Raw genomic sequence first — 23,556 nt, forward strand, 5'->3', positions numbered from 1 at the left:
AGCGCTTCTGACGGGTAACTGTTTACTCGGCGATCAGCCAATCCATCTGCCACCCACCCTGGGTCTGGCCAAGCTTCTTGGACAGCCACGGCAGTAGCTCGCGCAGTTCCTCTTCCAGGCCCCATGGCGGGTTGGCAATCGCCAGGCCCGAGCCGGTCAGGGTGTTGGGCGTGTCCAGCGGATGCACCAGCAACTCCACACGCAACAACTTTGGCGCGCCGGTGCCGGCCAGGTCCTGGTAGAAGCGACGCAACATGCGCTGGTCCTTCACCGGGTACCAGATCGCCGCGACGGTCTGGCGCATGCGACCGACCGCCTCCTTGAGCGATGCCGCACACCGCTGCATCTCGTCGAGTTTCTCGAACGGTGGGTCGATCAGCATCAACGCGCGTTTTTCCGGCACCGGCAGCAAGGCACGCGGCACATGCCAGCCTTCGCCCAGGTGCACTTTGACGCGACGGTCACCCTTCATGTTGTCCTTGAGCAACACGCCGTCGTCCGGATGTTTCTCATTGAGCAGCACGCGGTCCTGGGGGCGCGTCAGGCGGCGAGCAAGCTCCGGCGAACCGGGGTAGTAGCGTAACTGGCCATCCGGGTTCATTTCGTGCAGCACGCGCATGTAGTCGGCGGTCAGGGGCGGCAGGTCGCTTTCGCCCCACAGGCGCGCAATGCCTTCCAGGTACTCACCGGTGCGGTTGGCCTGGTCACCCTGCAGGTCGTACAGGCCGATGCCAGCGTGGGTGTCGAGGTAGGCGAACGGCTGCTCCTTGCGCGACATCAGGGCGATGAGGCGGGTCAAGGTCAGGTGTTTGAAGACATCGGCGTGATTGCCGGCGTGAAAGGCGTGACGATAATTCATGGTTGCTCCTGCGCAGGGGGCGAAGTTTACCTTCTACAGGGGCAAAGGTGCAGGGCTGCGTGTCGGGCGGGGCATATGCCGTAAACGGAGGAGGAATGCTTAAAACGGTCTAATCGGTTATGGGGGAGCGGGCTTGCCCGAGATGCGGGCGGCAGGGTATTACCAACGCACCGCGTTGATGCTATCGCCGGCAAGCCGGCGCCTACAGTGTCGCGGCGCCCATGGAATCCAAGGAGGTCAGTCACCATCATGAAAGACGCAACCATCGCCCTGCACCACGGCTTCAAATCGGACCCGACCACCAAGGCCGTCGCCGTACCGATCTACCAGAACGTGGCCTTCGAGTTCGATAACGCCCAGCACGGTGCCGACCTGTTCAACCTCGACGTGCCCGGCAATATCTACACGCGCATCATGAACCCCACCAACGACGTGCTGGAGCAGCGCCTCGCCGCCCTCGAAGGCGGTATCGCAGCGTTAGCGGTGTCAGCCGGCAGTGCCGCGATCCACTACGCCATCCAGACCCTCACCCGCGCCGGCGACAACATTGTCACCACGCCACAGTTGTACGGCGGCACCTACACGCTGTTTGCCCATTTGCTGCCCAGCTTCGGCGTCGACGTGCGCTTCGCCCGCGATGATTCTGCCGAAGCCATCGCCGAGTTGATCGACGACAACACCAAGCTGGTGTACTGCGAAAGTATCGGCAACCCCGCTGGCAATATCATCGACCTCGAAGCCCTGGCAACGGTGGCTCACGCCCGTGGCGTGCCTTTGGTCGTGGACAACACCGTGGCCACGCCGATCCTGTGCAAGCCCATTCAGTTCGGCGCCGATATCGTAGTGCACTCGGTCACCAAATACATTGGCGGCCACGGCAACTCCCTGGGCGGTGTAATCGTCGACAGCGGCACCTTCCCCTGGACCGACTACCCGGAGAAATTCCCCGGCCTCAACAACCCCGAGCCGGCCTATCACGGCGTGGTCTACACCGAAAAATTCGGCCCCGCCGCCTTCATCGCCCGCGCCCGCACCGTGCCACTGCGCAATACCGGCGCAGCCCTGGCCCCGATGAACGCTTTCCTGTTGCTGCAAGGCCTGGAAACCCTGGCCCTGCGCATGGAGCGCCACACTGAAAACGCCCTGAAAGTCGCGCAGTTCCTGCAAGGCCATGCCGCCGTGGAGTGGGTCAGCTATGCCGGCCTACCGGACCACCCGCACCACGAACTGGCGCAGAAATACCTGCAAGGCAAACCGTCGGCGATCCTCTCGTTCGGCCTCAGAGGAGGCTACCAGGCCGGCGTGCGCTTCTACGACGCACTGCAAATCTTCAAGCGCCTGGTGAACATTGGTGATGCCAAGTCCCTGGCCTGCCACCCCGCCTCCACCACCCATCGGCAGATGAACGAACAAGAGCAGGCCAAGGCCGGCGTAAAGCCAGAGATGATCCGCCTGTCAGTGGGCATCGAAGCCATCGAAGACTTGATCGAAGACCTGCAACAGGCACTGGCTTCAACTCAGCTCTGAAGCCAGGTAGTCGGCCAGCGCTTCATGGCTGATTCCCGGCGTGCGCGTGAAATAGGCGACCTTGTGCTGCTGGGTCGTCGGCGTGAAGGCGCTGTAGAGGTCGGGGCGCTGCTCTTCGAGCCATTGCAGCAGGTTTCCGATCAGGGTGTGCGGTGATTGCTCGGCCAGGTGCGCCAATAACGGTGCAGGTACTTTCCACCAAGGGCTGGCTTTAGCAGCTGTGGCCGGGCCAGCCGCAGTGGTCAGCGACTGGCCATTGATCAAGTAGCGCTGGAAAACCGGCAATATTTCAGCCCCACACTGCTGAAGGATCGGCAGAACCTGAGCGCCATCCCAGAAACGCAAAAACACCTCTTGGCCGTCGGGCAGGTAGACCTTCGTAAGGCTTTGCAAATTCGCAGCCACGGTTTCCAACGAGCAGGACGATACCGCCAGCCAACCCCAGTCGGTTGATTCGGTGGCTGCTAGCCAATCGAAGAAGGGGCTGTTGGGCTCGATGATACCGACATAAGGCATCACCTCACGCCACTCGGCATAGGCCGTGCCCGCCCAGATCGACTCTGGTGCCATCCCCCCTGACACTGTTCGCCAAGCCTCCAGAGGCTTGGCGTCGCTGGCATTGCCCAGCACTGCAAAGAGCTGTTCCTCAGGCTGCAGAGGATGTTGTGCCAGCCAAGCGCGGGGAGCCAACGGTTGATCCATGTGGGTAAATTCCTTTTCGAGTTGGATTGCTTGCTGTGTCATGGGATATCGCACTGCCCGTTCTTACAACGCTCGCACTCCTCGCAAAACGGCGCACTGCGCTTGAGACTGGCCACTTGTACCGCGCTGAGCGGTGCAGGTATCACCGCCAGCAATTTCTCCGTGAGTCCCGGCTTCAAAGGCGAAGCGCCCACGGCAGGCACCCCACCCAGCATGATCGGCACACTGCTGAAAATCCCTGCCGCCGACAACGTGATCGACTGCCCACCGGCCTGAATCGTCACGATGGCCCCCGCATCAATCACGACGCTTTGCCCTGCACCGATCTGGATGGTTCGCCCTGCACGCATCTGCTGCGAACCGCCGACCACCAGGTGGTCATCCTGCTTGAGCTCAGTCAGGCGATTGCCGTGGGTGATGCGTTGTTCCTCACCTTGCAATTCATGGTGCGACTCACCGCCCACCTTCACCTGGCGCCGGTTATCCACCTGCACCTGCTGGTCATTCAGCACATGCTGGGTCCAATCCCGCTGGGCACGCAGGTAGATTTCCTCGGCGCCTTTGCGGTCTTCAATGCGCAGTTCGTTGTAGCCACCACCGCCGGGGCTGCTGTGGCTACGCCAGATACTGCGGGTCTTTTCCGCAGGCAGGTCGAGAGGCACCGGGGTCGCCGCATTCGGCAGGCAGCCCATCACCACCGGCATGTCCAGGTCGCCATTGACGAAGCCCACCAGCACTTCCATCCCGACCCAAGGGATAAGCACCGAGCCGTAGCGGTCATGCGCCCAACCGGTAGCCACTCTCAGCCAACAACTGGAATGCTCGTTGTGTTCCCCCGCGCGATCCCAAGCCATTTGCACTTTGACCCGGCCGAACTCATCGCAGTGGATTTCGCTGTCGCCAGGGCCCGTGACCACGGCATTTTGATAACCGGAAACAGCCTGTCGCCGTTGCTCGGGCATCGGAGGACGAAAGATCACATCCCAAGGCGCGACAACAAATTCATTGCGATAACCCTGGCGAAAATCACTGCCCGCTACTTCAGTCACCGCTTCTTCCAGCACCTGAGGCTGCTTGCCTTCGTGAGTGACTTGCGTCGCCAGCCACAAGTCATTCCACGTCTCACGCGGGTGACCCGTGAGTTTCAGAAAACGCCCGCACAGCAAGGCCGGTTCATCACCCTCGCCGTGGGCCACTTGATAGTCACGGCGATGACGCTCAAGGCCCCGTTGCGCGAGGTACTTGCCATGGGCGCGATCGCTGAAATAACCGGGATAGTCTTGCGCTTCGAGGCTGGGAAGCTGCTCGCCAGCCTGGACGCTTTCGAGCGCCAGGCGCGGCTTGCGGAAATCATAATCACGCAGGTTCAACGCCGTGGTGCGGGTTTGCAGTTGCACCGCAAAACGCTTGATCGCCGGTGTATCGGCCACCATCCCTGACCCGGGCATGTAGGGCGTGGCGTGATCGGCCTGGGCAAAAACGGTTTGGTCATCACCGAACACCAGCAGGTGCCGTTCGGCTGAATGCTGGAAGTGATAGTGAATGCCCTGCTCGGCGCACAGCCGTTGGATGAACGCCAGGTCGGTCTCACCGAACTGCACGCAATATTCACGTTCCGGGTAGGTGCCACTCAAGCGGAACTCGAAGCGGTCGCTCTGAATGCCCTGCCCCGCCAATACCTGCGCAATAACCTGCGGCACGGTCTTGTGCTGGAAAATACGCTGGTGGCTGCTGTGGGCCAAATACGCCAGTTGCGGCACAAGACTGATCTGGTAACGCGTAAGGCGACGCCCGGAGTCGCCCTGGGCCACCCGGTAGACCTGGCCGTGGACGCCGTGACCTTTATCGTCAAAACCCAGGTACACCTGTCGATGCAGCAGGCTTTCCAGCTCAAGATCGGGCTGTTCGCCGACCAGTTCCAGGTCGAAACAGTAGGGCTGGCTGATGGCTTCGGTGCCGGTGAAACCGAACACCTTGAGCTCACTGGGCTCTCCATCGAGGGTCAGGGTAAACGCACTTTGATTGGCAGGAGCGAACATCCGGTGTTTCTCTGCGAAGGGTGGGCGACCGATTCTGCACCAGCTTTGCCCGGGCCTGGGCGGGCCGCTGGAAAATCAGTCGCGTCCTACGTTTGAAGTGCCTGATTCTTCATGTGCGAGGCGTCGTAGACACCTCGACGCCGTGCTAGCGTAACCGCCCCTCTTCGCACAATTGCCGGTAAAGAACATGGGTACACGCTACGCAAAAATCACTCTGGTCCTCGCCCTTGCCGCCTTCGCCAGCCTGGTGGCGTTCAACAACATCACCGACTACGGCTCCAACTTTGCCTTCGTCAAACATGTGTTGAGCATGGACACCACGTTTCCCGGCAACGCCGCCATGTACCGCGCTATCAACGCGCCCTGGCTGTGGCACGGCGCCTACGGCCTGATCATCCTCGGCGAAGCCCTCACAGCACTGCTGCTAGCCTGGGGCACGCTGGCGTTGTGGCGCACCCGCCAAGGCAGTGCTGCTGAATTCAATCGCGCCAAGGTACGCGCCACCACCGGCCTCGCCCTCGGCTTTGTGGTGTGGTTTTTCGGTTTCATGGTGGTGGGCGGTGAATGGTTCCTGATGTGGCAGTCCCACCAATGGAATGGCCAGGAAGCGGCCTTCAAGTTCTACATGGCGATTGTGGGCGTGTTGATCTTTCTCAACCAGCCGGACACAGATTGAACCCACCATAAAAAAGGCCCGCCATCCGTAGGATGCGGGCCTTTTTTCAACTCAACGGACGCTCAGCGCCCGACGAATCATTTGTTGAGGTTGTAGTCTTTTTCCGCAGCATCAAAACGCTCGACCATACCTGCCGTCGGCGCGCCCAGCTTGCTTACGAAGTAGATCGCCAGGCTGGCAAGGATGAAGCCCGGGATGATTTCGTACAGACCCAGCAGGCTGAAGTGTTTCCACACGATCACGGTGATCGCGCCGACCAGGATGCCGGCCAATGCGCCGTTGCGGGTCATGCCTTTCCAGATCACCGAGATCAGCACCACAGGGCCGAAGGCCGCGCCGAAACCGGCCCAGGCGTAGCTCACCAGGCCCAGGACGCGGTTGTCCGGGTTGGCAGCCATGGCGATGGCGATCAGGGCAACCACCAGCACCATCGCGCGGCCAACCCATACCAGCTCAAGCTGGGAGGCATTCTTGCGCAGGAAGGTTTTGTAGAAGTCTTCGGTCAGGGCGCTGGAGCACACCAGCAGCTGGCAGCTCAAGGTGCTCATCACGGCAGCCAGGATGGCCGACAGCAGCACGCCGGCGATCCATGGGTTGAACAGCAGCTTGGCCAACTCGATGAACACACGTTCGTGGTTTTCGGTGACCGGGCCCGCCACTTCCGGATGGGCCGAGAAGTAGGCGATACCGAAGAAGCCCACCGCCACGGTGCCGCCCAGGCACAGGATCATCCAGGTCATGGAGATGCGACGTGCATTGGCGATCGACTTGACCGAATCCGCCGCCATGAAACGCGCCAGGATGTGCGGCTGGCCGAAGTAACCCAGGCCCCAACCCATCAGCGAGATGATGCCGATGAAGGTGGTGTTCTTCAGCATGTTGAAGTTGTCGGGGTTCTTGGCTTCGATGGCCAGGAAGGTGGTGTCGACGCCACCGGTGGCCAGCAGCACGATAATCGGCGTGAGGATCAGCGCGAAGATCATCAGCGTGGCTTGTACGGTGTCGGTCCAGCTAACAGCCAGGAAACCACCGACGAAGGTGTAGGCAATTGTCGCTGCAGCGCCGGCCCACAGCGCCGTTTCGTAGGACATGCCGAAGGTGCTTTCGAACAGACGGGCACCGGCCACGATGCCCGAGGCGCAGTAAATGGTGAAGAACACCAGGATCACCACCGCGGAGATGATCCGCAGCAGGCCGCTTTTATCTTCGAAACGGCTGGAGAAGTAATCCGGCAGGGTCAGGGCGTCGCCGTTGTGCTCGGTCTGTACCCGCAGGCGACCGGCGACAAACAGCCAGTTGAGGTAGGCACCGACGATCAGGCCGATGGCGATCCAGCTTTCCGACAGGCCGGACATGTAGATCGCGCCCGGCAGGCCCATCAACAACCAGCCGCTCATGTCGGAAGCGCCGGCGGACAAGGCTGTCACTACGCTGCCTAGGCTGCGGCCGCCCAGGATGTAATCGGAAAGGTTGTTGGTGGAGCGATAGGCCATGAAGCCGATCAGCACCATTGCTGCGATGTAGATCACGAACGTGATCAGGGTTGGATTACTAACGCTCATAAGAGTGACGCCCTGGCTTTGTTTTTATGTAGCAGCGGTCTGTGAGACGGCCACCCGTTGATAACCGGGTAGACGAAACGGCGTGCCGCGCATTTATGACTGACGTTTCCCCAGGAAAGCCGTCAGCCGATGCACCGGCTCGTTGAGCCGGTTGCACCTAGGGCGCGAATGCTATTCAACAAAGCAAATAAGGTGCAACCTGTTTCTTGAGAATTAGTTGCACCTAAAGGTGTTTTACGGAAAACACCGCGTTTTTGCTCCTTTTCGGAGCAAGAACAGCCGATCTCAGAAGCAAACGCACCAAGGGGCAGCGGAATCCGTCGACCGTGTATTTTTTTCCCGATCACGATCAAAAAATTCATGAACAAAAAGGGTTGCACCCGGTTGCACCTCTTCATGGGCAAAGCTAATCTTGCCGCCAGCAGATGCCACTCGGTAGTGGCACCCATGAGGATAAGAAAATGGCGACAACCACCCTTGGGGTCAAACTCGACGACCCGACCCGCGAGCGCTTGAAGGCTGCCGCGGCCTCCATTGATCGCACGCCCCACTGGCTGATCAAGCAGGCGATTTTCAATTACCTGGAGAAACTCGAGGGTGGTGCAACCCTGACCGAGCTCAACGGCTTGAGCACCAAGGACGCTGACGACGCAGGCGAAGTCCAGACCGACCACGCCCACCAGTGCTTCCTTGAGTTCGCCGAGAGCATCCTGCCGCAATCCGTGCTGCGCGCCTCGATCACCGCCGCTTACCGTCGCCCCGAGCCGGAAGTGGTGCCGATGCTGATCGAACAGGCCCGTCTGCCGGCACCGATGGCCGAAGCCACCAACAAGCTGGCCGCCTCGATCGCCGAAAAACTGCGTAACCAGAAAAGTGCCGGCGGCCGTGCCGGTATTGTTCAGGGCCTGCTGCAAGAATTTTCCCTGTCGTCCCAGGAAGGCGTGGCGCTGATGTGCCTGGCCGAGGCGCTGCTGCGCATCCCGGACAAGGGCACCCGCGACGCGCTGATCCGCGACAAGATCAGCACCGGCAACTGGCAGCCGCACCTGGGCAACAGCCCGTCGCTGTTCGTCAACGCCGCCACCTGGGGCCTGCTGCTGACCGGCAAACTGGTCGCCACCCACAATGAAGCCGGCCTGACATCGTCCCTGAGCCGCATCATTGGCAAGAGCGGCGAGCCGATGATCCGCAAGGGCGTCGACATGGCCATGCGCCTGATGGGCGAGCAGTTCGTCACCGGTGAAACCATCGCCGAAGCCTTGGCTAACGCGAGCAAGTTCGAAGCCAAGGGTTTCCGCTATTCCTACGACATGCTCGGTGAAGCCGCCCTCACCGAACACGATGCCCAGAAATACCTGGCCTCGTACGAACAAGCCATCCATTCCATCGGCAAAGCCTCCCACGGCCGTGGGATTTATGAAGGCCCAGGCATATCCATCAAGCTGTCCGCCCTGCACCCACGCTACAGCCGTGCGCAGTACGAGCGCGTGATGGACGAGTTGTACCCGCGCCTGCTGTCCCTGACCCTGCTGGCCAAGCAATACGACATAGGTTTGAACATCGATGCCGAAGAAGCCGACCGCCTGGAGCTGTCCCTGGACCTGCTGGAGCGCCTGTGCTTCGAGCCGCAACTGACCGGTTGGAACGGCATCGGCTTCGTGATTCAGGCTTATCAGAAGCGCTGCCCATACGTGATCGACTACGTCATCGACCTGGCGCGCCGCAGCCGCCACCGCCTGATGATCCGCCTGGTAAAAGGCGCGTACTGGGACAGCGAAATCAAACGCGCCCAGGTCGAAGGCCTGGAAGGCTACCCGGTGTACACCCGCAAGGTGTACACCGACGTGTCCTACATTGCCTGCGCACGCAAACTGCTGTCGGTGCCGGAAGTCATCTACCCGCAGTTCGCCACGCATAACGCCCATACATTGTCGGCCATCTACCATATTGCCGGTCAGAACTATTACCCCGGCCAGTACGAGTTCCAATGCCTGCACGGCATGGGTGAACCGCTGTACGAGCAGGTGGTAGGCAAGGTTTCCGACGGCAAGCTGAACCGTCCATGCCGGGTGTACGCACCGGTCGGCACCCACGAAACATTGCTGGCCTACCTGGTACGTCGACTGCTGGAAAACGGCGCGAACACCTCGTTCGTCAACCGCATCGCCGACCAGTCCATCTCGATTCAAGAGCTGGTGGCCGACCCGGTAGCCAGCATCGAGCAAATGGCTACGCTGGAAGGCGGCTTCGGCCTGCCGCACCCACGTATCCCACTGCCGCGTGACCTCTATGGCAGCGACCGCGCCAACTCGGCCGGTATCGACCTGGCCAACGAACACCGCCTGGCGTCGCTGTCCTGCGCCTTGCTGGCCACCGCTCACAACAACTGGAAAGCCACGCCGATGCTCGGTTGCGCCTCCAGCGAGCAACCGGCGGCACCGGTACTGAACCCGTCCGACCTGCGTGATGTAGTCGGCCACGTGCAAGAAGCCACCGTTCAAGACGTCGACAACGCCATCCAGTGCGCCATCAGCGCCGGCCCGATCTGGCAGGCCACCCCGCCCGCCGAGCGCGCTGCGATCCTGGAACGCGCCGCCGACCTGATGGAAGGTGAGATCCAGCCACTGATGGGCCTGCTGGCTCGCGAAGCTGGCAAGACCTTCGCCAACGCCATCGCCGAAGTGCGTGAAGCCGTGGACTTCCTGCGCTACTACGCGGTACAGGCACGCAACGATTTCACCAACGATGCCCACCGCCCACTGGGCCCGGTGGTCTGCATCAGCCCGTGGAACTTCCCGCTGGCGATTTTCAGCGGTCAAGTGGCGGCCGCACTGGCCGCCGGCAACCCGGTACTGGCCAAGCCTGCCGAACAGACTCCGCTGGTCGCCGCACAAGCCGTGCGCATCCTGCTGGAAGCCGGCATTCCGGAAGGCGTGCTGCAACTGCTGCCGGGCCAAGGCGAAACCGTCGGTGCCCGCCTGGTCGGCGATGATCGCGTCAAAGGCGTGATGTTCACCGGTTCCACCGAAGTGGCGCGCCTGCTGCAACGCAATGTCGCCGGTCGCCTGGACGCCCAGGGCCGTCCGATCCCGCTGATCGCCGAGACCGGTGGCCAGAACGCCATGATCGTCGACTCCTCCGCGCTGACCGAACAAGTGGTCATCGACGTGGTGTCCTCGGCCTTCGACAGCGCCGGCCAACGTTGCTCGGCCCTGCGCGTACTGTGCCTGCAGGAAGATTCGGCAGACCGTGTCATCGAAATGCTCAAGGGCGCCATGGCGGAATGCCGCTTGGGCAACCCGGAGCGCCTGTCGGTAGACATCGGCCCGGTGATCGACGCCGAAGCCAAGGCCGGCATCGAGAAACACATCCAGGCCATGCGCGACAAAGGCCGCAATGTGTATCAGGTGGCGATTGCCGACGGCGAAGAGATCAAGCGCGGCACCTTCGTGATGCCTACCCTGATCGAACTGGAAAGCTTCGATGAACTGCAACGGGAGATCTTCGGCCCGGTGCTGCACGTGGTGCGCTACAAGCGCAAAGAGATCGACCAGCTCATCGGCCAGATCAATGCGTCGGGCTACGGCCTGACATTGGGCGTGCACACCCGCATCGACGAGACCATCGCCAAGGTGATCGACAACGTCAATGCCGGTAACGTCTATGTGAACCGCAACATCGTGGGTGCCGTGGTGGGCGTGCAACCGTTCGGCGGCGAAGGCCTGTCGGGCACCGGCCCGAAAGCCGGTGGCCCGCTGTACCTGTACCGCCTGCTGTCGACGCGTCCTACCGATGCGATCGAGCAATCCTTCGTTCGCGGCGACGCACTGGCCGCGCCGGACGTGCGCCTGCGTGATGCCATGAGCCAACCGCTGACCGCGCTCAAAACCTGGGCCGACAGCAATAAGTTCAGCGACCTGAGCGCCCTGTGTAGCCAGTTCGCCGCACAGTCGCAAAGCGGTATCACCCGCCAACTGGCCGGCCCGACCGGCGAACGCAACAGCTACGCCATCCTGCCCCGCGAGCACGTGCTGTGCCTGGCGGAAGTGGAAGGCGATCTGCTGACGCAACTGGCCGCGGTATTGGCCGTGGGTGGTTCGGCGGTATGGCCAGAGACTGACCTGACCAAGGCCTTGTTCCCACGCCTGCCGAAAGAGATTCAGGCGAAGATCAAGCGCGTGGCCGACTGGACCAAGGACGACGTGGTGTTTGATGCGGTTCTGCACCACGGCGATTCCGACCAGTTGCGTGCGGTGTGCCAGCAAGTGGCACAGCGTGGTGGCGCGATTGTCGGAGTGCATGGTTTGTCGCAAGGCGAGACAGCGATTGCACTGGAGCGTTTGGTGATCGAGCGTGCGTTGAGCGTCAACACCGCTGCAGCGGGCGGTAACGCCAGCCTGATGACCATCGGCTAACTGCCAGAATGTGATTAACCCTGTAGGAGCCGGCTTGCCGGCGATGGCGACGGGTCAGCGACAGAGATGTCGACTGGCGCGGCCTCATCGCAGGCAAGCGAGCTCCCACATTTACGGCTCCCTGCCTCCCATCCGCGTTTTGCCCCTCCATCACCCAGATCAATCTTGCTATCCAGCCTCTATTCGCGCACTTAGACTCGGCCCTATTCCCACATAGGTAAGCCGCCATGTCCGAGACGCTGCTCAGTTCCCGCAATCTGGCTTTCGAGCTGTACGAAGTCCTTGATGCCGAAGGCCTGACCCAGCGCGAGCGGTTTGCCGAGCACAATCGCGAGACCTTCGATGCCGCCATCAGCACCGCGCGCAGCATTGCGGAAAAGTATTTCGCGCCGCATAACCGCAAAAATGACGAAAACGAACCGCGCTTTGAGGACGGCAAAGCAATCCTCATCCCTGAAGTAAAACCCGCCGTGGATGCCTTCCTCGAAGCCGGTTTCCTCAACGCTGCCCGCAGTTTCGAGGCCGGTGGCATGCAGTTGCCAACGCTGTTGTCCCAGGCCTGCTTCGCGCATTTCCAGTCAGCGAACGCCGCGTCCACCTCCTACCCCTTCCTGACCATGGGCGCTGCCAACCTGATTGAAAGCTTCGGCACCGACGATCAGAAACAACGCTTCCTGCAACCGATGATCGACGGCCGTTTCTTCGGCACCATGGCGCTCACCGAACCCCATGCGGGCTCGTCACTGTCGGATATTCGTACACGCGCAGAACCCGCGGCCGACGGCACTTACCGGCTCAAGGGCAACAAGATCTTCATCTCGGGTGGCGACCACCCGCTGTCGGAAAACATCGTGCACATGGTGCTGGCCAAGCTGCCGGACGCACCGCCAGGGGTAAAAGGCATCTCACTGTTTATCGTGCCCAAGTTCCTGGTCAACGACGACGGCAGCCTGGGCGCACGCAACGATGTGTTGCTGGCGGGCCTGTTCCACAAGATGGGCTGGCGCGGCACCACGTCCACTGCGCTGAACTTCGGCGATAACGGCAACTGTGTTGGCTACTTGGTGGGCAAACCGCACCAAGGCTTGAGCTGTATGTTCCAGATGATGAACGAGGCGCGCATCGGCGTGGGCATGGGCGCGGTGATGCTCGGTTACGCCGGCTACCTCTATTCGCTGAAATACGCCCGCGAACGTCCGCAAGGCCGCCTGCCTGACAGCAAAGACCCTACAACGGCGCCGGTCTCGATCATTCAGCACGCCGACATCAAACGCATGCTGCTGACCCAAAAAGCCTATGTCGAAGGTGCGTTCGACCTAGGCCTTTACGCCGCGCGCCTGTTCGACGACACCACCACCCTGGCGACCGAAGCCGAACGCAAGCAAGCCCACGAACTACTGGATTTGCTCACGCCCATCGTCAAATCCTGGCCGTCAGAGTTCTGCCTCAAGGCCAACGAGCTGGCGATCCAGATTCTCGGCGGCCACGGGTACACCCGCGAATACCCGGTGGAACAGTACTACCGCGACAACCGCCTGAACCCGATTCATGAAGGCACCCATGGCATTCAATCCCTGGACTTGCTCGGGCGCAAACTGGCGCAAAACGGCGGCGCGGGCTTGAAACAACTGATCAGGCTGATCGCCGAAACCGGCGCCCGCGCCCAGGAATACCCGAGCCTGACCGCGCTGAGGGAACCACTGGAACAATTGGTCAACCGCCTGCAAAGCGTGACCCTCGGCCTGCTGACGGACCTCGCCCAAGGCAAGGTCAACAGCAGCCTGGCGAACTCGGCGTTGTACTTGAAAGTATTCGGGCACACGGTGATCGGCTGGCGTTGGCTGGAGCAAGCGATCCGCGCCGAAGAAGGGCTGGCCAAAGGGAATGCGGCCGACATGGCCTTCTATAAAGGCAAGCTCCAGGCCGCCCGGTACTTCCTGACCTGGGAAGTACCGGGCTGCCATCATGAACTGGCGATTCTGGAGGCACGCGACGATACGTGCCTGGGGATGCAGGATGAGTGGTTCTAAGGCTGTCCGATCGCCTTGGAAATCACATCGACCGTGGCGCTGACTTGCTCTTGGTAACGGTCGAGTTCCTGTTGGTGAGCCTGTTGCATTTCGATTTGCTCGGCGCACAGGTTCAGCGCGGCCAGTACCAGTAATTTGTCACCGATCAGCGTCGGGTACTTTTTCTTGGTGGTGGCCAGGGAGGCCTTGAGCATGGTCACGGCGTGCATCAGGGTCAGTTCTTCCCCGGCTGGCGCCTTGATCGAGTAATCCTCTCCGAGAATCGAAACGACCTTTATCCCTTCGTTCATGCGCTGACAGGCCCTGCACTCACACGCTCAACCAGCGCTTGGATACGCGCGGCGGTGGCGCTGTGTTTTTCTTCCTGTTCCATCAGGTTCAGTTGCAGGCTGTCGTTTTCATCCTTGGCGCGGGCCAGTTCGGCCTTGAGGGATTCGTTGCTGCCCAGCAGGTCCTGATTCTGCTGTACCAGGTCGCTGACCAGTTGTTCCAATTGGCTGAGGGATGCTTCTAACATTTTGATTTCTCGGGCTTTTTCAAAGGGCGGTGACGATAAAGAAAATTCACCTCGGATGCCAGGGATATCCCCGGCGCACAGCCCGTTTTTTAAGGGCCGGGCCGTACTTTCGAGCCTTAGTGACTGCATTTCCCGGATCTGGTTCCTGAATCCGCCCAACCCCTCGTCAGATGCGACAAAAGCGCGCGCCCCCTTAAGACTTTAGTCGCATGGCCGATAGGAGATGCACACCCCGTCTCATGGCCGCACGGATCGCGCTTCTCCCCAGGACTCCCGCATGTCACTTCGTAATATGAATATCGCCCCGAGGGCCTTCCTCGGCTTCGCGTTTATTGGTGCGTTGATGTTGTTTCTCGGTGTTTTCGCCCTGAACCAGATGAGCAAGATCCGCGCCGCCACCGAAGACATCACCCTGACCAGCGTGCCGAGCATTCGCGCCCTCGACGAGTTCACCCAACTGACCCTGCGCCTGCGGGTGCTGTCGTACCGCTTGCTGACCAACCGCGAACCGGATGTTCAGCAAAAGACCCTCGAAGCCTTCGATGTGCGCAACCAGCAGATCCGCACGGCCCAGGGCATCTACGAGAAGCTGATCGACAGCAGCGAAGAGCGCGCGACCTACGATGAGTATGTACGCCTGCTCGGCCAGTACCATCAGATCGAAGCGCGCATGAAGAGCCTGTCCCAGGCCAATCAAGTTGAAGAGCTGCGCGCCTTGCTCAACACCGAACTGCTGGCCAACTCCGAACAGGTCAACGCCGTGCTGACGCGCCTGGTGGACATCAATAACAAGATGGCCAACGCCACCAACCAGCAAGCCGAAGACCAGTACAACATGGCCTTTGACCTGGTCGTGGGCCTGCTGGTTGTCGCCACCGTGCTGACACTGCTGTTCGCCTGGCTGCTGACCCGTAGCATTACCCAGCCCATCTCCCAGGCGCTTGAAGCGGCGGAAGAAGTCGCCGAAGGCAACCTGACGCGCCCGATCAAGGTCGACGGCAACGACGAAGCCGGCCGCCTGCTGGCCGCCATGGCCAAGATGCAGGACAAGCTGCGCGACACCCTGCAACGCATCGCCGGGTCCGCCACCCAGTTGGCGTCTGCTGCCGAGGAACTGAACGCCGTCACCGACGAAAGCGCCCGCGGCCTGACCCAGCAGAACAATGAAATTGAACAAGCCGCCACCGCTGTCAACGAGATGACCAGCGCGGTGGAAGAAGTCGCACGCAACGCGGTGAGCACCTCCGAAGCCTCGCGCAACGCCACCACCTCCGCCGGTGATGGCCGCGACCTGGTGCAGGAAACCGTCAGCGCGATCGAGCGCATGAGCGGCGACGTGCAAGCCACGGCGACCTTGATTGGCGACCTGGCCAACGAGTCCCGGGATATCGGCAAGGTGCTGGATGTGATTCGCGGCCTGGCCGACCAGACCAACCTGCTGGCCCTGAACGCCGCCATTGAAGCCGCCCGCGCCGGTGAAGCCGGCCGAGGGTTTGCCGTAGTGGCCGACGAGGTCCGTGCGCTGGCCCATCGCACCCAGCAGTCCACCAGCGAAATCGAGCGGATGATCGGCAGCATCCAGGCCGGCACCGAACACGCGGTGGACTCGATGCGCAACAGCACCGAGCGTGCGGAATCGACGTTGAATATCGCTAAAGGCGCAGGGATGTCGCTGGACACGATCAACACGGCCATCGTCGAGATCAACGAACGCAACCTGGTCATCGCCAGCGCGGCCGAAGAGCAGGCCCAAGTGGCGCGGGAAGTGGACCGCAACCTGGTGAACATCCGCGACCTGTCAGTGCAGTCGGCGACCGGCGCCAGCCAGACCAGTGCAGCCAGCAGCGAGCTGTCGCGCCTGGCTGTGGACCTGAACGGGATGGTCGGACGCTTCCGCCTCTGAAACCGACGCCGATCCCCTGTGGGAGCTGGCTTGCCTGCGATGGCGGTGGGCCAGCCTGCATCTCTTTAACTGGCAGACCGCTATCGCAGGCAAGCCAGCTCCCACATGGATCACTCCCACATTAGATCGACGTATGCCCTTAAAAGCTTTTTGACAGCGCAGCAATTCAACAGGTTAGAATCGCTGGCACGCAGACTGCATGGTCAGTTTGCGTCTCGTCCTTATTGCTCATGGAGTACTGCCTTTGAATGCGACGACCATCAACAGCCTGTTCTTGATCGGCGCGTTGCTGGTGGGTGCGAGCATTCTGGTGAGTTCTCTTTCGTCCCGCCTGGGGATCCCCATCCTGGTGATCATCCTGGCCGTGGGCATGGTCGCCGGTGTCGACGGCGGCGGCATCATCTTCGACAACTACCCGACCGCCTATCTGGTGGGCAACCTCGCACTGGCCGTGATCCTGCTCGACGGCGGCCTGCGTACCCGGGTGGCGAGTTTCCGCGTGGCACTCTGGCCGGCGCTGTCGCTGGCCACGGTGGGGGTGTTGATTACCACCGGCCTCACCGGCATGGCCGCCGCCTGGTTGTTCAACCTCAATATCATCCAGGGCTTGCTGATCGGCGCCATCGTCGGCTCCACGGACGCCGCGGCGGTGTTCTCGCTGCTCGGCGGCAAGGGCCTGAACGAACGGGTCACCGCCAGCCTGGAAATCGAGTCCGGCAGCAACGACCCGATGGCGGTGTTCCTCACCGTCACCCTTATCGACATGCTCGCCAGCGGCCAGACCGGCCTGCACTGGAGCCTGCTGACCCACCTGGTGCGCGAGTTCGGCATCGGTGGCATCGTCGGCCTGGGCGGCGGCTGGCTGATGCTGCAGATGGTCAACCGGATCAACCTGGCCACCGGCCTGTACCCGATCCTGGTGATCGCCGGCGGCCTGGTGGTGTTCGCCCTGACCAACGCCCTGCACGGCAGCGGCTTCCTCGCCGTGTACCTGTGCGGCCTGGTGATCGGCAACCGCCCGGTGCGCAGCCGCCACGGCATTCTGCATATGCTCGACGGCATGGCCTGGCTGGCACAGATCGGCATGTTTTTGGTGCTGGGCCTGTTGGTCACGCCCCATGACCTGCTGCCGATTGCCCTGCCGGCCCTGGGCCTGGCGCTGTGGATGATTCTGTTTGCGCGGCCGCTGTCGGTGATGGTCGGCCTGCTGCCGTTCAAGGCGTTCCATGGTCGCGAAAAAGCCTTTATCGCCTGGGTCGGTCTGCGTGGCGCGGTCCCGATCATTTTGGCGGTGTTCCCGCTGATGGCCGGCCTGCCCCACGCACAGCTGTACTTCAACCTGGCGTTCTTTATCGTGCTGGTCTCCCTATTGGTGCAAGGCACCAGCCTGCCGTGGGTGGCCAAGCTGCTGAAAGTGACCGTACCGCCAGACCCGGCGCCGATCTCCCGCGCCGCCCTGGAAGTGCACGTCACCAGCGAGTGGGAGCTGTTCGTCTACCGCCTGGGTGCGGAAAAATGGTGCATCGGCGCAGCCCTGCGCGAGCTGAAAATGCCCGAAGGCACGCGGATCGCGGCACTGTTCCGTGGCCAGCAACTGCTCCACCCGTCGGGTAGTACCGTGCTGGAAGTCGGCGATCTGCTCTGCGTGATCGGCCACGAACATAACCTGCCGGCCCTGGGCAAACTGTTCAGCCAGGCCCCGCAACGCGGCCTCGATCTGCGCTTCTTCGGCGACTTCGTACTCGAAGGCGACGCCCAGCTGGGCGCGGTTTCCGCCTTGTACGGCCTGAAGCTGGAGGGCATCGACCCGGACATGCCATTGAGCAGTTTCATTACCCAGAAAGTCGGCGGCGCGCCCATCGTCGGCGACCAGGTGGAATGGAACAACACCATCTGGACCGTCGCGGTCATGGACGGGAACAAGATCGGCAAAGTCGGCGTCAGATTCCCCGAAGGAAGTCGCCCGGGCCCCGGACTCTTCCTCTAAACTGCGGAGCGACAATTCGCTCCCTTTTCTTCATTTTGCTCGACCGGTCTCTATGCCAACCCTGCGCACGTTTCTCGCCACTGCCCTGCTGGGCCTGACCCTTTGTGTCGGCACCGTTCACGCGGCCGACCCGCCCAGCGCCGACGCTATCCAGCAAACCCTGGACAAGCTGCCCGACCGCAAGCTGCCCGACGCCGACATGAAGGCACTGCAGACCATCCTGCAGCAGACCCTGACGTACCTGGGCAACAAGCAGGATTACGAGCAGCGCCTGGTCGACCTCAAGCGCCAGCTGGAAGACGCGCCGCGCCAGACCACCGAGAACCAGCGGGAACTGGTAAGGCTCAAGGCCACCAAAGTCATTCCCGTTGCCCAGCGTTACGCCACCTTGCCGGTGCCACAGCTTGAGCAATTGCTGGTGCAGCGCACCACCCAGCAAGGTGACCTGCAAAAAGACCTGGCCGACGCCAACAGCCTGACCATCGCCGCGCAGACCCGCCCGGAACGCGCCCAGACCGAAATCAGCAGCAGCCAGACCCGCATCCTGCAGATCAATTCGATCCTCAAGGTTGGCAAGGACAACGGCAAAACCCTCAGCGGCGACCAGCGCAACCAGCTCAACGCCGAACTCGCCGCGCTCAACGCCCTGATCCCGCTGCGCCGCCAGGAACTGGCCGGCAACAGCCAACTGCAAGACCTGGGCAACAGCCAGCATGACCTGGTGGTGGAAAAGACTGCACGCCTGGAACAAGAGATCCAGGACCTGCAGACCCTGATCAACCAGAAACGCCTGGCTCAGTCCCAACAGACCGTGACCCAGCAGTCCATCGAGGCGCAAAAGGCCGGGGGCAGCAGCTTGTTGGCCACCGAAAGCGCGGCCAACCTGAAGCTCTCCGACTACCTGCTCAAAAGCACCGACCGCCTCAACGACCTGACCCAGAAGAACCTGCAGACCAAGCAGCAACTGGACACGGTGACCCAGAGCGATTCCGCCCTGGACGAGCAGATCAACGTACTCAAGGGCAGCCTGCTGCTGTCCAAGATCCTCTACAAGCAGAAGCAGGCCCTGCCGCGCCTCACCGTGGACCGCGACCTGGCGGACGATATCGCCAACATTCGCCTGTACCAGTTCGAGGTTAACCAGCAACGCGAGCTGATCAGTTCGCCCAGCACCTATGTGGATAACCTGCTGGCCAACCAGCCACCGGATGACGTGACCCCGCAATTGCGCCGCACCCTGCTGGAACTGGCGATCACCCGCAGCGACCTGCTGGAGCGCCTGAGCCGTGAACTGAGCGCACTGCTCAATGAATCCATCACCTTGCAGCTCAACCAGAAACAATTGCTCAGCACCGCCACGACCCTGCGGGCGACGCTGGATGAGCAGATGTTCTGGATCCCCAGCAACAAGCCGCTGGACACCGAGTGGCTGGAAACCGTGCCGGCGCACCTGAGCAAACAAGTCACCACCCTGCCCTGGGCCTCCAGCGTCAGCGAACTGTACGACGGCCTGACCCAGCGCCCGCTGCTGTTCCTGCCACTGCTGCTGTTGATTGGCGCATTGTTGTGGCGGCGCAAGAACCTGTATCAACGCCTGAACAAAGTCCACCAGGACATCGGCCACTTCAAGCGCGACAGCCAGTGGCACACGCCCCAGGCCATCCTGATCAACATCTTGCTGGCCATGCCGGTGGCCCTGGGCCTGGCACTGTGCGGCTACGCGCTGCAGATCGACGCCCGTGGGCAAAACGCCAACCTGGGCGCGGCACTGCTGCAGATTGCCCAGGCGTGGATGGTGTTCTACACCGCCTACCGCATCCTCGCGCCGGGCGGCGTGGCCGAACTGCACTTCCGTTGGGAAAAACCCCAGGTCGAATTCCTGCAAGGCTGGGTGCGCAAGCTCGGCCTGGTGGTACTGGCCCTGGTGGCCGTGGTGGCCATCGCCGAGCACCAACCGGCCGCGCTGGCCGACGACGTGCTGGGCATCGGCGTGGTGCTGACCTGCTACGCACTGATGGCCTGGCTGCTGGGCCGCTTGCTGCTGAACAGCCCGACCCACGAAAAAGCCTCGTTGTTCCGCAAGGCCGTGGGCCTGCTGTTTACCGCCCTGCCCATCGCGCTGTTTGTCGCCGTGTGCTTCGGCTACTACTACACCGCGCTCAAGCTCAGCGACCGCTTGATCAACACCCTTTACCTGCTGATGTTCTGGCTGGTGATCGAAGCCACTTTCGTGCGTGGCCTGGGCGTTGCGGCACGGCGCCTGGCTTATGCCCGCGCCCTGGCCAAGCGCCAGGCGGCCAAGGAAGCCGGCGACGGTGAAGCGGTGATCGAAGAACCGACCCTGGACATCGAGCAGGTCAACGAACAGTCCATGCGCCTGATCCGCCTGGCCTTGCTCGGCGGCTTTATCGCGGCGCTGTACTGGGTGTGGAAAGACTTGATCACCGTGTTCTCCTACCTGGACAACGTGACCCTCTACGAATACACCAGCGGCACCGGCGCCAACATCAGCATGGTGCCGATCAGCATCGGCGACTTGCTCGGTGCGTCGATCATCGTCGGCATCACCTTTGCCCTGGCGCGCAACTTGCCCGGTTTGCTGGAAGTGTTGGTGCTGTCCAAGCTGGACCTGGCCCAGGGCAGTGCCTATGCGACCACCACGCTGCTGTCCTATGTGATTGCCGGCGTGGGCTTCGTGTCCACCCTGTCCACCCTCGGCGTGAGTTGGGACAAGTTGCAATGGCTGGTGGCGGCGCTGTCGGTGGGGTTGGGCTTCGGGATGCAGGAGATCTTCGCCAACTTCATCTCCGGCATCATGATCCTGTTCGAGCGCCCGGTGCGGATTGGCGACACCATCACCATCGGCAACCTGTCGGGCACGGTGAGCAAGATCCGCATCCGCGCCACCACCATCACCGACTTCGACCGCAAGGACATCATTGTCCCGAACAAGACCTTCATCACCGGGCAGCTGATCAACTGGTCGCTGACCGACACCATCACCCGCGTCACCCTGAAACTTGGCGTGGACTACGGCTCCGACCTGGACCGCGTGAAGGAACTGCTGCTCAAGGCCGCCCGCGATAACCCACGGGTACTCAAGGAGCCGGAACCCCACGTGTACTTCCTCAACTTCGGCGAAAGCACCCTCGACCACGAACTGCGCATGCACGTGCGCGACCTGGGCGACCGCAACCCGGTGATCGACGAAGTGAACCGCTTTATCAACCGCGAGTTCAAGAAAGAGCACATCAACATTTCGTTCCGCCAGATGGAGGTCTACCTCAAGAACCTCCATGGCCAGGAATACAAACTGGTGGAAGTCGACACCCCGGCCAAGCCCGCCAACGACGGCGGCGTGCAGGAACCACCGCCGAGCAAACTCGACTAACCGCGCTATCCCCAGCAGAATGCTCGGACATTCTGCTGGAGATGGCCGGTGAAAGCCCTCGACGAACTGACCTTCGACAACCGCTTCGCACGCCTGGGCGATGCGTTCTCGACCCACGTATTGCCTGAACCCCTCGATAACCCACGCCTGGTCGTGGCAAGCGAGGCTGCCATGGGCCTGCTCGACCTTGACCCCGCTATTGCCGAAACACCGGTATTTGCCGAGCTGTTTGGCGGCCACAAACTGTGGGCCGAGGCGGAACCGCGGGCGATGGTCTATTCCGGGCACCAGTTCGGTGGCTACACCCCGCAATTGGGCGACGGCCGTGGCCTGTTGCTGGGCGAGGTGTACAACGCGGCCGGCGAGCACTGGGACCTGCACCTCAAGGGCGCTGGCATGACGCCTTACTCACGCATGGGCGATGGCCGCGCCGTGTTGCGCTCCTCGATCCGCGAGTTCCTCGCCTCCGAAGCGCTGCACGCGCTGGGCATCCCCAGCAGCCGTGCGCTGTGCGTGATCGGCTCCGACACCCCGGTATGGCGCGAAAAACAGGAACGCGGCGCGATGGTGTTGCGCATGGCGCCCAGCCATATCCGCTTCGGGCACTTCGAATATTTCTACTACACCAAGAAACCCGAACAGCAGGCGCGTCTGGCCGAGCACGTATTGAACTTGCACTACCCTGAGTGCCGCGAACAGCCCGAGCCGTACCTGGCGATGTTCCGCGAAATCGTCGAACGCAATGCCGAGCTGATCGCCAAGTGGCAGGCATACGGCTTTTGCCACGGCGTGATGAACACCGACAACATGTCGATCCTCGGCATCACCTTCGACTTCGGGCCGTTTGCGTTTCTGGATGACTTCGACGCGCACTTCATTTGTAACCATTCGGACCACGAAGGGCGTTATTCCTTCAGCAATCAGGTGCCGATCGGGCAGTGGAACCTCAGCGCACTCGCACAGGCATTGACGCCGTTCATCAACGTCGATGCGTTGAAAGAAGCGCTGGGGCTGTACCTGCCGCTGTACCAGGCCAACTACCTGGACTTGATGCGGCGCCGGCTGGGGCTGACCACCGCCGAAGAGGATGACCAGCAGTTGGTAGAGCGCTTATTGAAGCTGATGCAGAACAGCGGCGTGGACTACACCCTGTTCTTCCGGCGCCTGGGGGATGAATCGGCGGCGCTGGCCGTGGCGCGATTGCGCGATGACTTTGTCGACCTGGCCGGGTTTGACGCCTGGGCCGAGCAGTACAAGGCACGCGTTGCACGGGATGGTGACTACAGCGAGGAACAGCGCCGTGCGCGAATGCATGGGGTGAACCCGCTGTATATCTTGCGCAACTACCTGGCGCAGAACGCTATCGCGGCTGCCGAGTCCGGGGATTACAGCGAGGTGCGGCGACTGCATGAGGTGCTTTCCAAGCCATTCGAGGAGCAAGCGGGGATGGAGCAATACGCACAACGGCCACCGGATTGGGGCAAACACCTGGAAATCAGCTGTTCGTCCTAAGCAGACGTTCACCCAGCGCTTCGATCACCGTCAGATGAACATATCCACCGGCACCTTGAAGAACTCCGCCAGCCAACGAATCTGCCGAACGTTGAGCTGGCGTTTTCCACTCAGTATTTCCGAGACAACCGATTGAGCGCCGACTCCAGGCAAGTCACTTTGTGTCAAACCATGCTCCTGCATCATTGACCGTAATACGTCGACACCGCTCGCTTCGGGCATTGGCCAATGCTCCACGTCATAGGCCTCAACCCAATCACCGATGATATCGACCAGCCCCATCAGCGGATGGGCTTCATCCTCGCCAACGATATCCAACAACTCATCCAGCGCTGCCACCAGAACATCGTAGTCAGCCTCGGTTTTAGGCTTGCGCAGCAGAGGCGCCACATATTGCCAATGCTCAGCTACTTGCTCGATCAATGCTGTCACTGCA

Annotated in this window: 15 protein-coding genes and 2 pseudogenes; 9 read left to right on the top strand and 8 right to left on the bottom strand. The window is 61.6% G+C overall.

Translation table 11 applies throughout. The features are described from left to right. Positions 1–22 precede the first annotated feature (22 nt). A complete protein-coding gene (locus HX792_RS17095) occupies positions 23–859 on the bottom strand; it encodes a 23S rRNA (adenine(2030)-N(6))-methyltransferase RlmJ (protein ID WP_060755160.1) in 837 nt (278 codons plus the stop codon). Between the two features lie 249 nt (positions 860–1,108). Between HX792_RS17095 and HX792_RS17100 the strand changes: the two genes are divergently transcribed. Continuing rightward, positions 1,109–2,386, top strand: coding sequence for an O-acetylhomoserine aminocarboxypropyltransferase/cysteine synthase family protein (locus tag HX792_RS17100; RefSeq protein ID WP_176997189.1), 1,278 nt, complete (start codon positions 1,109–1,111; stop codon positions 2,384–2,386). Here HX792_RS17100 and HX792_RS17105 read toward each other — a convergent pair. Both HX792_RS17105 and HX792_RS17110 read right to left on the bottom strand, forming a co-directional pair. Then, positions 2,372–3,088 carry a DUF4123 domain-containing protein gene (locus HX792_RS17105; RefSeq protein ID WP_176997190.1) on the bottom strand — a complete coding sequence of 239 codons (717 nt, stop codon included), beginning with the start codon at positions 3,086–3,088 and terminating at the stop codon, positions 2,372–2,374. The genes HX792_RS17100 and HX792_RS17105 overlap by 15 nt on opposite strands. A gap of 38 nt (positions 3,089–3,126) precedes the next feature. Beyond that, a complete protein-coding gene (locus tag HX792_RS17110) occupies positions 3,127–5,127 on the bottom strand; it encodes a type VI secretion system tip protein VgrG (protein ID WP_176997191.1) in 2,001 nt (666 codons plus the stop codon). 187 nt (positions 5,128–5,314) lie between these two features. On the opposite strand from HX792_RS17110, the gene HX792_RS17115 reads away from it, so the two are divergent. Continuing rightward, on the top strand, positions 5,315–5,803 hold the full coding sequence (locus HX792_RS17115; RefSeq protein WP_176997192.1) for a DUF2165 family protein: 489 nt from the start codon (positions 5,315–5,317) through the stop codon (positions 5,801–5,803). 77 nt (positions 5,804–5,880) lie between these two features. Here HX792_RS17115 and putP read toward each other — a convergent pair whose 3' ends face one another. Further along, positions 5,881–7,365 carry a sodium/proline symporter PutP gene (gene putP / locus HX792_RS17120; protein ID WP_176997193.1) on the bottom strand — a complete coding sequence of 495 codons (1,485 nt, stop codon included), beginning with the start codon at positions 7,363–7,365 and terminating at the stop codon, positions 5,881–5,883. Between the two features lie 122 nt (positions 7,366–7,487). After that, positions 7,488–7,745, bottom strand: coding sequence for a hypothetical protein (locus HX792_RS17125; RefSeq protein WP_176997194.1), 258 nt, complete (start codon positions 7,743–7,745; stop codon positions 7,488–7,490). A gap of 81 nt (positions 7,746–7,826) precedes the next feature. Here HX792_RS17125 and putA point away from each other — a divergent pair, with 81 nt between their 5' ends. Together putA and HX792_RS17135 are read left to right on the top strand one after the other, a co-directional pair. Further along, positions 7,827–11,780, top strand: a complete 3,954-nt coding sequence (gene putA, locus HX792_RS17130; RefSeq protein WP_176997195.1) for a trifunctional transcriptional regulator/proline dehydrogenase/L-glutamate gamma-semialdehyde dehydrogenase — start codon at positions 7,827–7,829, stop codon at positions 11,778–11,780. Positions 11,781–12,007: 227 nt separating this feature from the next. After that, positions 12,008–13,810, top strand: a complete 1,803-nt coding sequence (locus HX792_RS17135; RefSeq protein WP_176997196.1) for an acyl-CoA dehydrogenase — start codon at positions 12,008–12,010, stop codon at positions 13,808–13,810. Here HX792_RS17135 and HX792_RS17140 read toward each other — a convergent pair. Together HX792_RS17140 and HX792_RS17145 are read right to left on the bottom strand one after the other, a co-directional pair. Continuing rightward, complete coding sequence (locus tag HX792_RS17140; RefSeq protein ID WP_176997197.1) at positions 13,807–14,100, bottom strand: cell division protein ZapA; 294 nt, start codon at positions 14,098–14,100, stop codon at positions 13,807–13,809. The two genes, HX792_RS17135 and HX792_RS17140, sit on opposite strands and share 4 nt — an antisense overlap. Next, positions 14,097–14,327: a hypothetical protein gene (locus HX792_RS17145; protein WP_176997198.1), complete on the bottom strand. Its 231-nt coding sequence runs from the start codon at positions 14,325–14,327 to the stop codon at positions 14,097–14,099. Before HX792_RS17145 ends, HX792_RS17140 begins: the two co-directional genes overlap by 4 nt. Before the next feature lie 343 nt (positions 14,328–14,670). Here HX792_RS17145 and HX792_RS30650 point away from each other — a divergent pair. From HX792_RS30650 to selO, 5 genes and pseudogenes are all read left to right on the top strand, one after another. Beyond that, a pseudogene (locus HX792_RS30650) lies at positions 14,671–15,327 on the top strand (MCP four helix bundle domain-containing protein); the annotation flags it as partial. 303 nt (positions 15,328–15,630) lie between these two features. After that, positions 15,631–16,230 (top strand): annotated as a pseudogene (locus HX792_RS30655) (methyl-accepting chemotaxis protein); the annotation flags it as partial. Positions 16,231–16,474: 244 nt separating this feature from the next. Next, the gene (locus tag HX792_RS17155; protein ID WP_176997200.1) at positions 16,475–18,217 is read left to right on the top strand and encodes a potassium/proton antiporter; all 1,743 of its coding nucleotides are present in this window, start codon (positions 16,475–16,477) and stop codon (positions 18,215–18,217) included. Positions 18,218–18,269: 52 nt separating this feature from the next. Continuing rightward, a complete protein-coding gene (gene mscK, locus HX792_RS17160) occupies positions 18,270–21,608 on the top strand; it encodes a mechanosensitive channel MscK (protein ID WP_176997201.1) in 3,339 nt (1,112 codons plus the stop codon). A gap of 48 nt (positions 21,609–21,656) precedes the next feature. Beyond that, positions 21,657–23,120, top strand: a complete 1,464-nt coding sequence (selO, locus tag HX792_RS17165) for a protein adenylyltransferase SelO (RefSeq protein WP_176997202.1) — start codon at positions 21,657–21,659, stop codon at positions 23,118–23,120. Positions 23,121–23,150: 30 nt separating this feature from the next. On the opposite strand, the gene HX792_RS17170 is transcribed toward selO, so the two are convergent. Next, complete coding sequence (locus HX792_RS17170; RefSeq protein ID WP_176997203.1) at positions 23,151–23,552, bottom strand: transcriptional regulator; 402 nt, start codon at positions 23,550–23,552, stop codon at positions 23,151–23,153. Positions 23,553–23,556: the final 4 nt, after the last annotated feature.

The sequence above is a fragment of the Pseudomonas sp. B6002 genome (genome assembly GCF_013385985.1).
Classification (GTDB): domain Bacteria; phylum Pseudomonadota; class Gammaproteobacteria; order Pseudomonadales; family Pseudomonadaceae; genus Aquipseudomonas.

Coding starts and splice junctions, on each gene's coding strand:
- HX792_RS17095 (WP_060755160.1), bottom strand. CDS start 859: ATGAATTATCGTCACGCCTTTCACGCCGGCAATCACGCCGATGTCTTC.
- HX792_RS17100 (WP_176997189.1), top strand. CDS start 1,109: ATGAAAGACGCAACCATCGCCCTGCACCACGGCTTCAAATCGGACCCG.
- HX792_RS17105 (WP_176997190.1), bottom strand. CDS start 3,088: ATGGATCAACCGTTGGCTCCCCGCGCTTGGCTGGCACAACATCCTCTG.
- HX792_RS17110 (WP_176997191.1), bottom strand. CDS start 5,127: ATGTTCGCTCCTGCCAATCAAAGTGCGTTTACCCTGACCCTCGATGGA.
- HX792_RS17115 (WP_176997192.1), top strand. CDS start 5,315: ATGGGTACACGCTACGCAAAAATCACTCTGGTCCTCGCCCTTGCCGCC.
- putP (WP_176997193.1), bottom strand. CDS start 7,365: ATGAGCGTTAGTAATCCAACCCTGATCACGTTCGTGATCTACATCGCA.
- putA (WP_176997195.1), top strand. CDS start 7,827: ATGGCGACAACCACCCTTGGGGTCAAACTCGACGACCCGACCCGCGAG.
- HX792_RS17135 (WP_176997196.1), top strand. CDS start 12,008: ATGTCCGAGACGCTGCTCAGTTCCCGCAATCTGGCTTTCGAGCTGTAC.
- HX792_RS17140 (WP_176997197.1), bottom strand. CDS start 14,100: ATGAACGAAGGGATAAAGGTCGTTTCGATTCTCGGAGAGGATTACTCG.
- HX792_RS17145 (WP_176997198.1), bottom strand. CDS start 14,327: ATGTTAGAAGCATCCCTCAGCCAATTGGAACAACTGGTCAGCGACCTG.
- mscK (WP_176997201.1), top strand. CDS start 18,270: ATGCCAACCCTGCGCACGTTTCTCGCCACTGCCCTGCTGGGCCTGACC.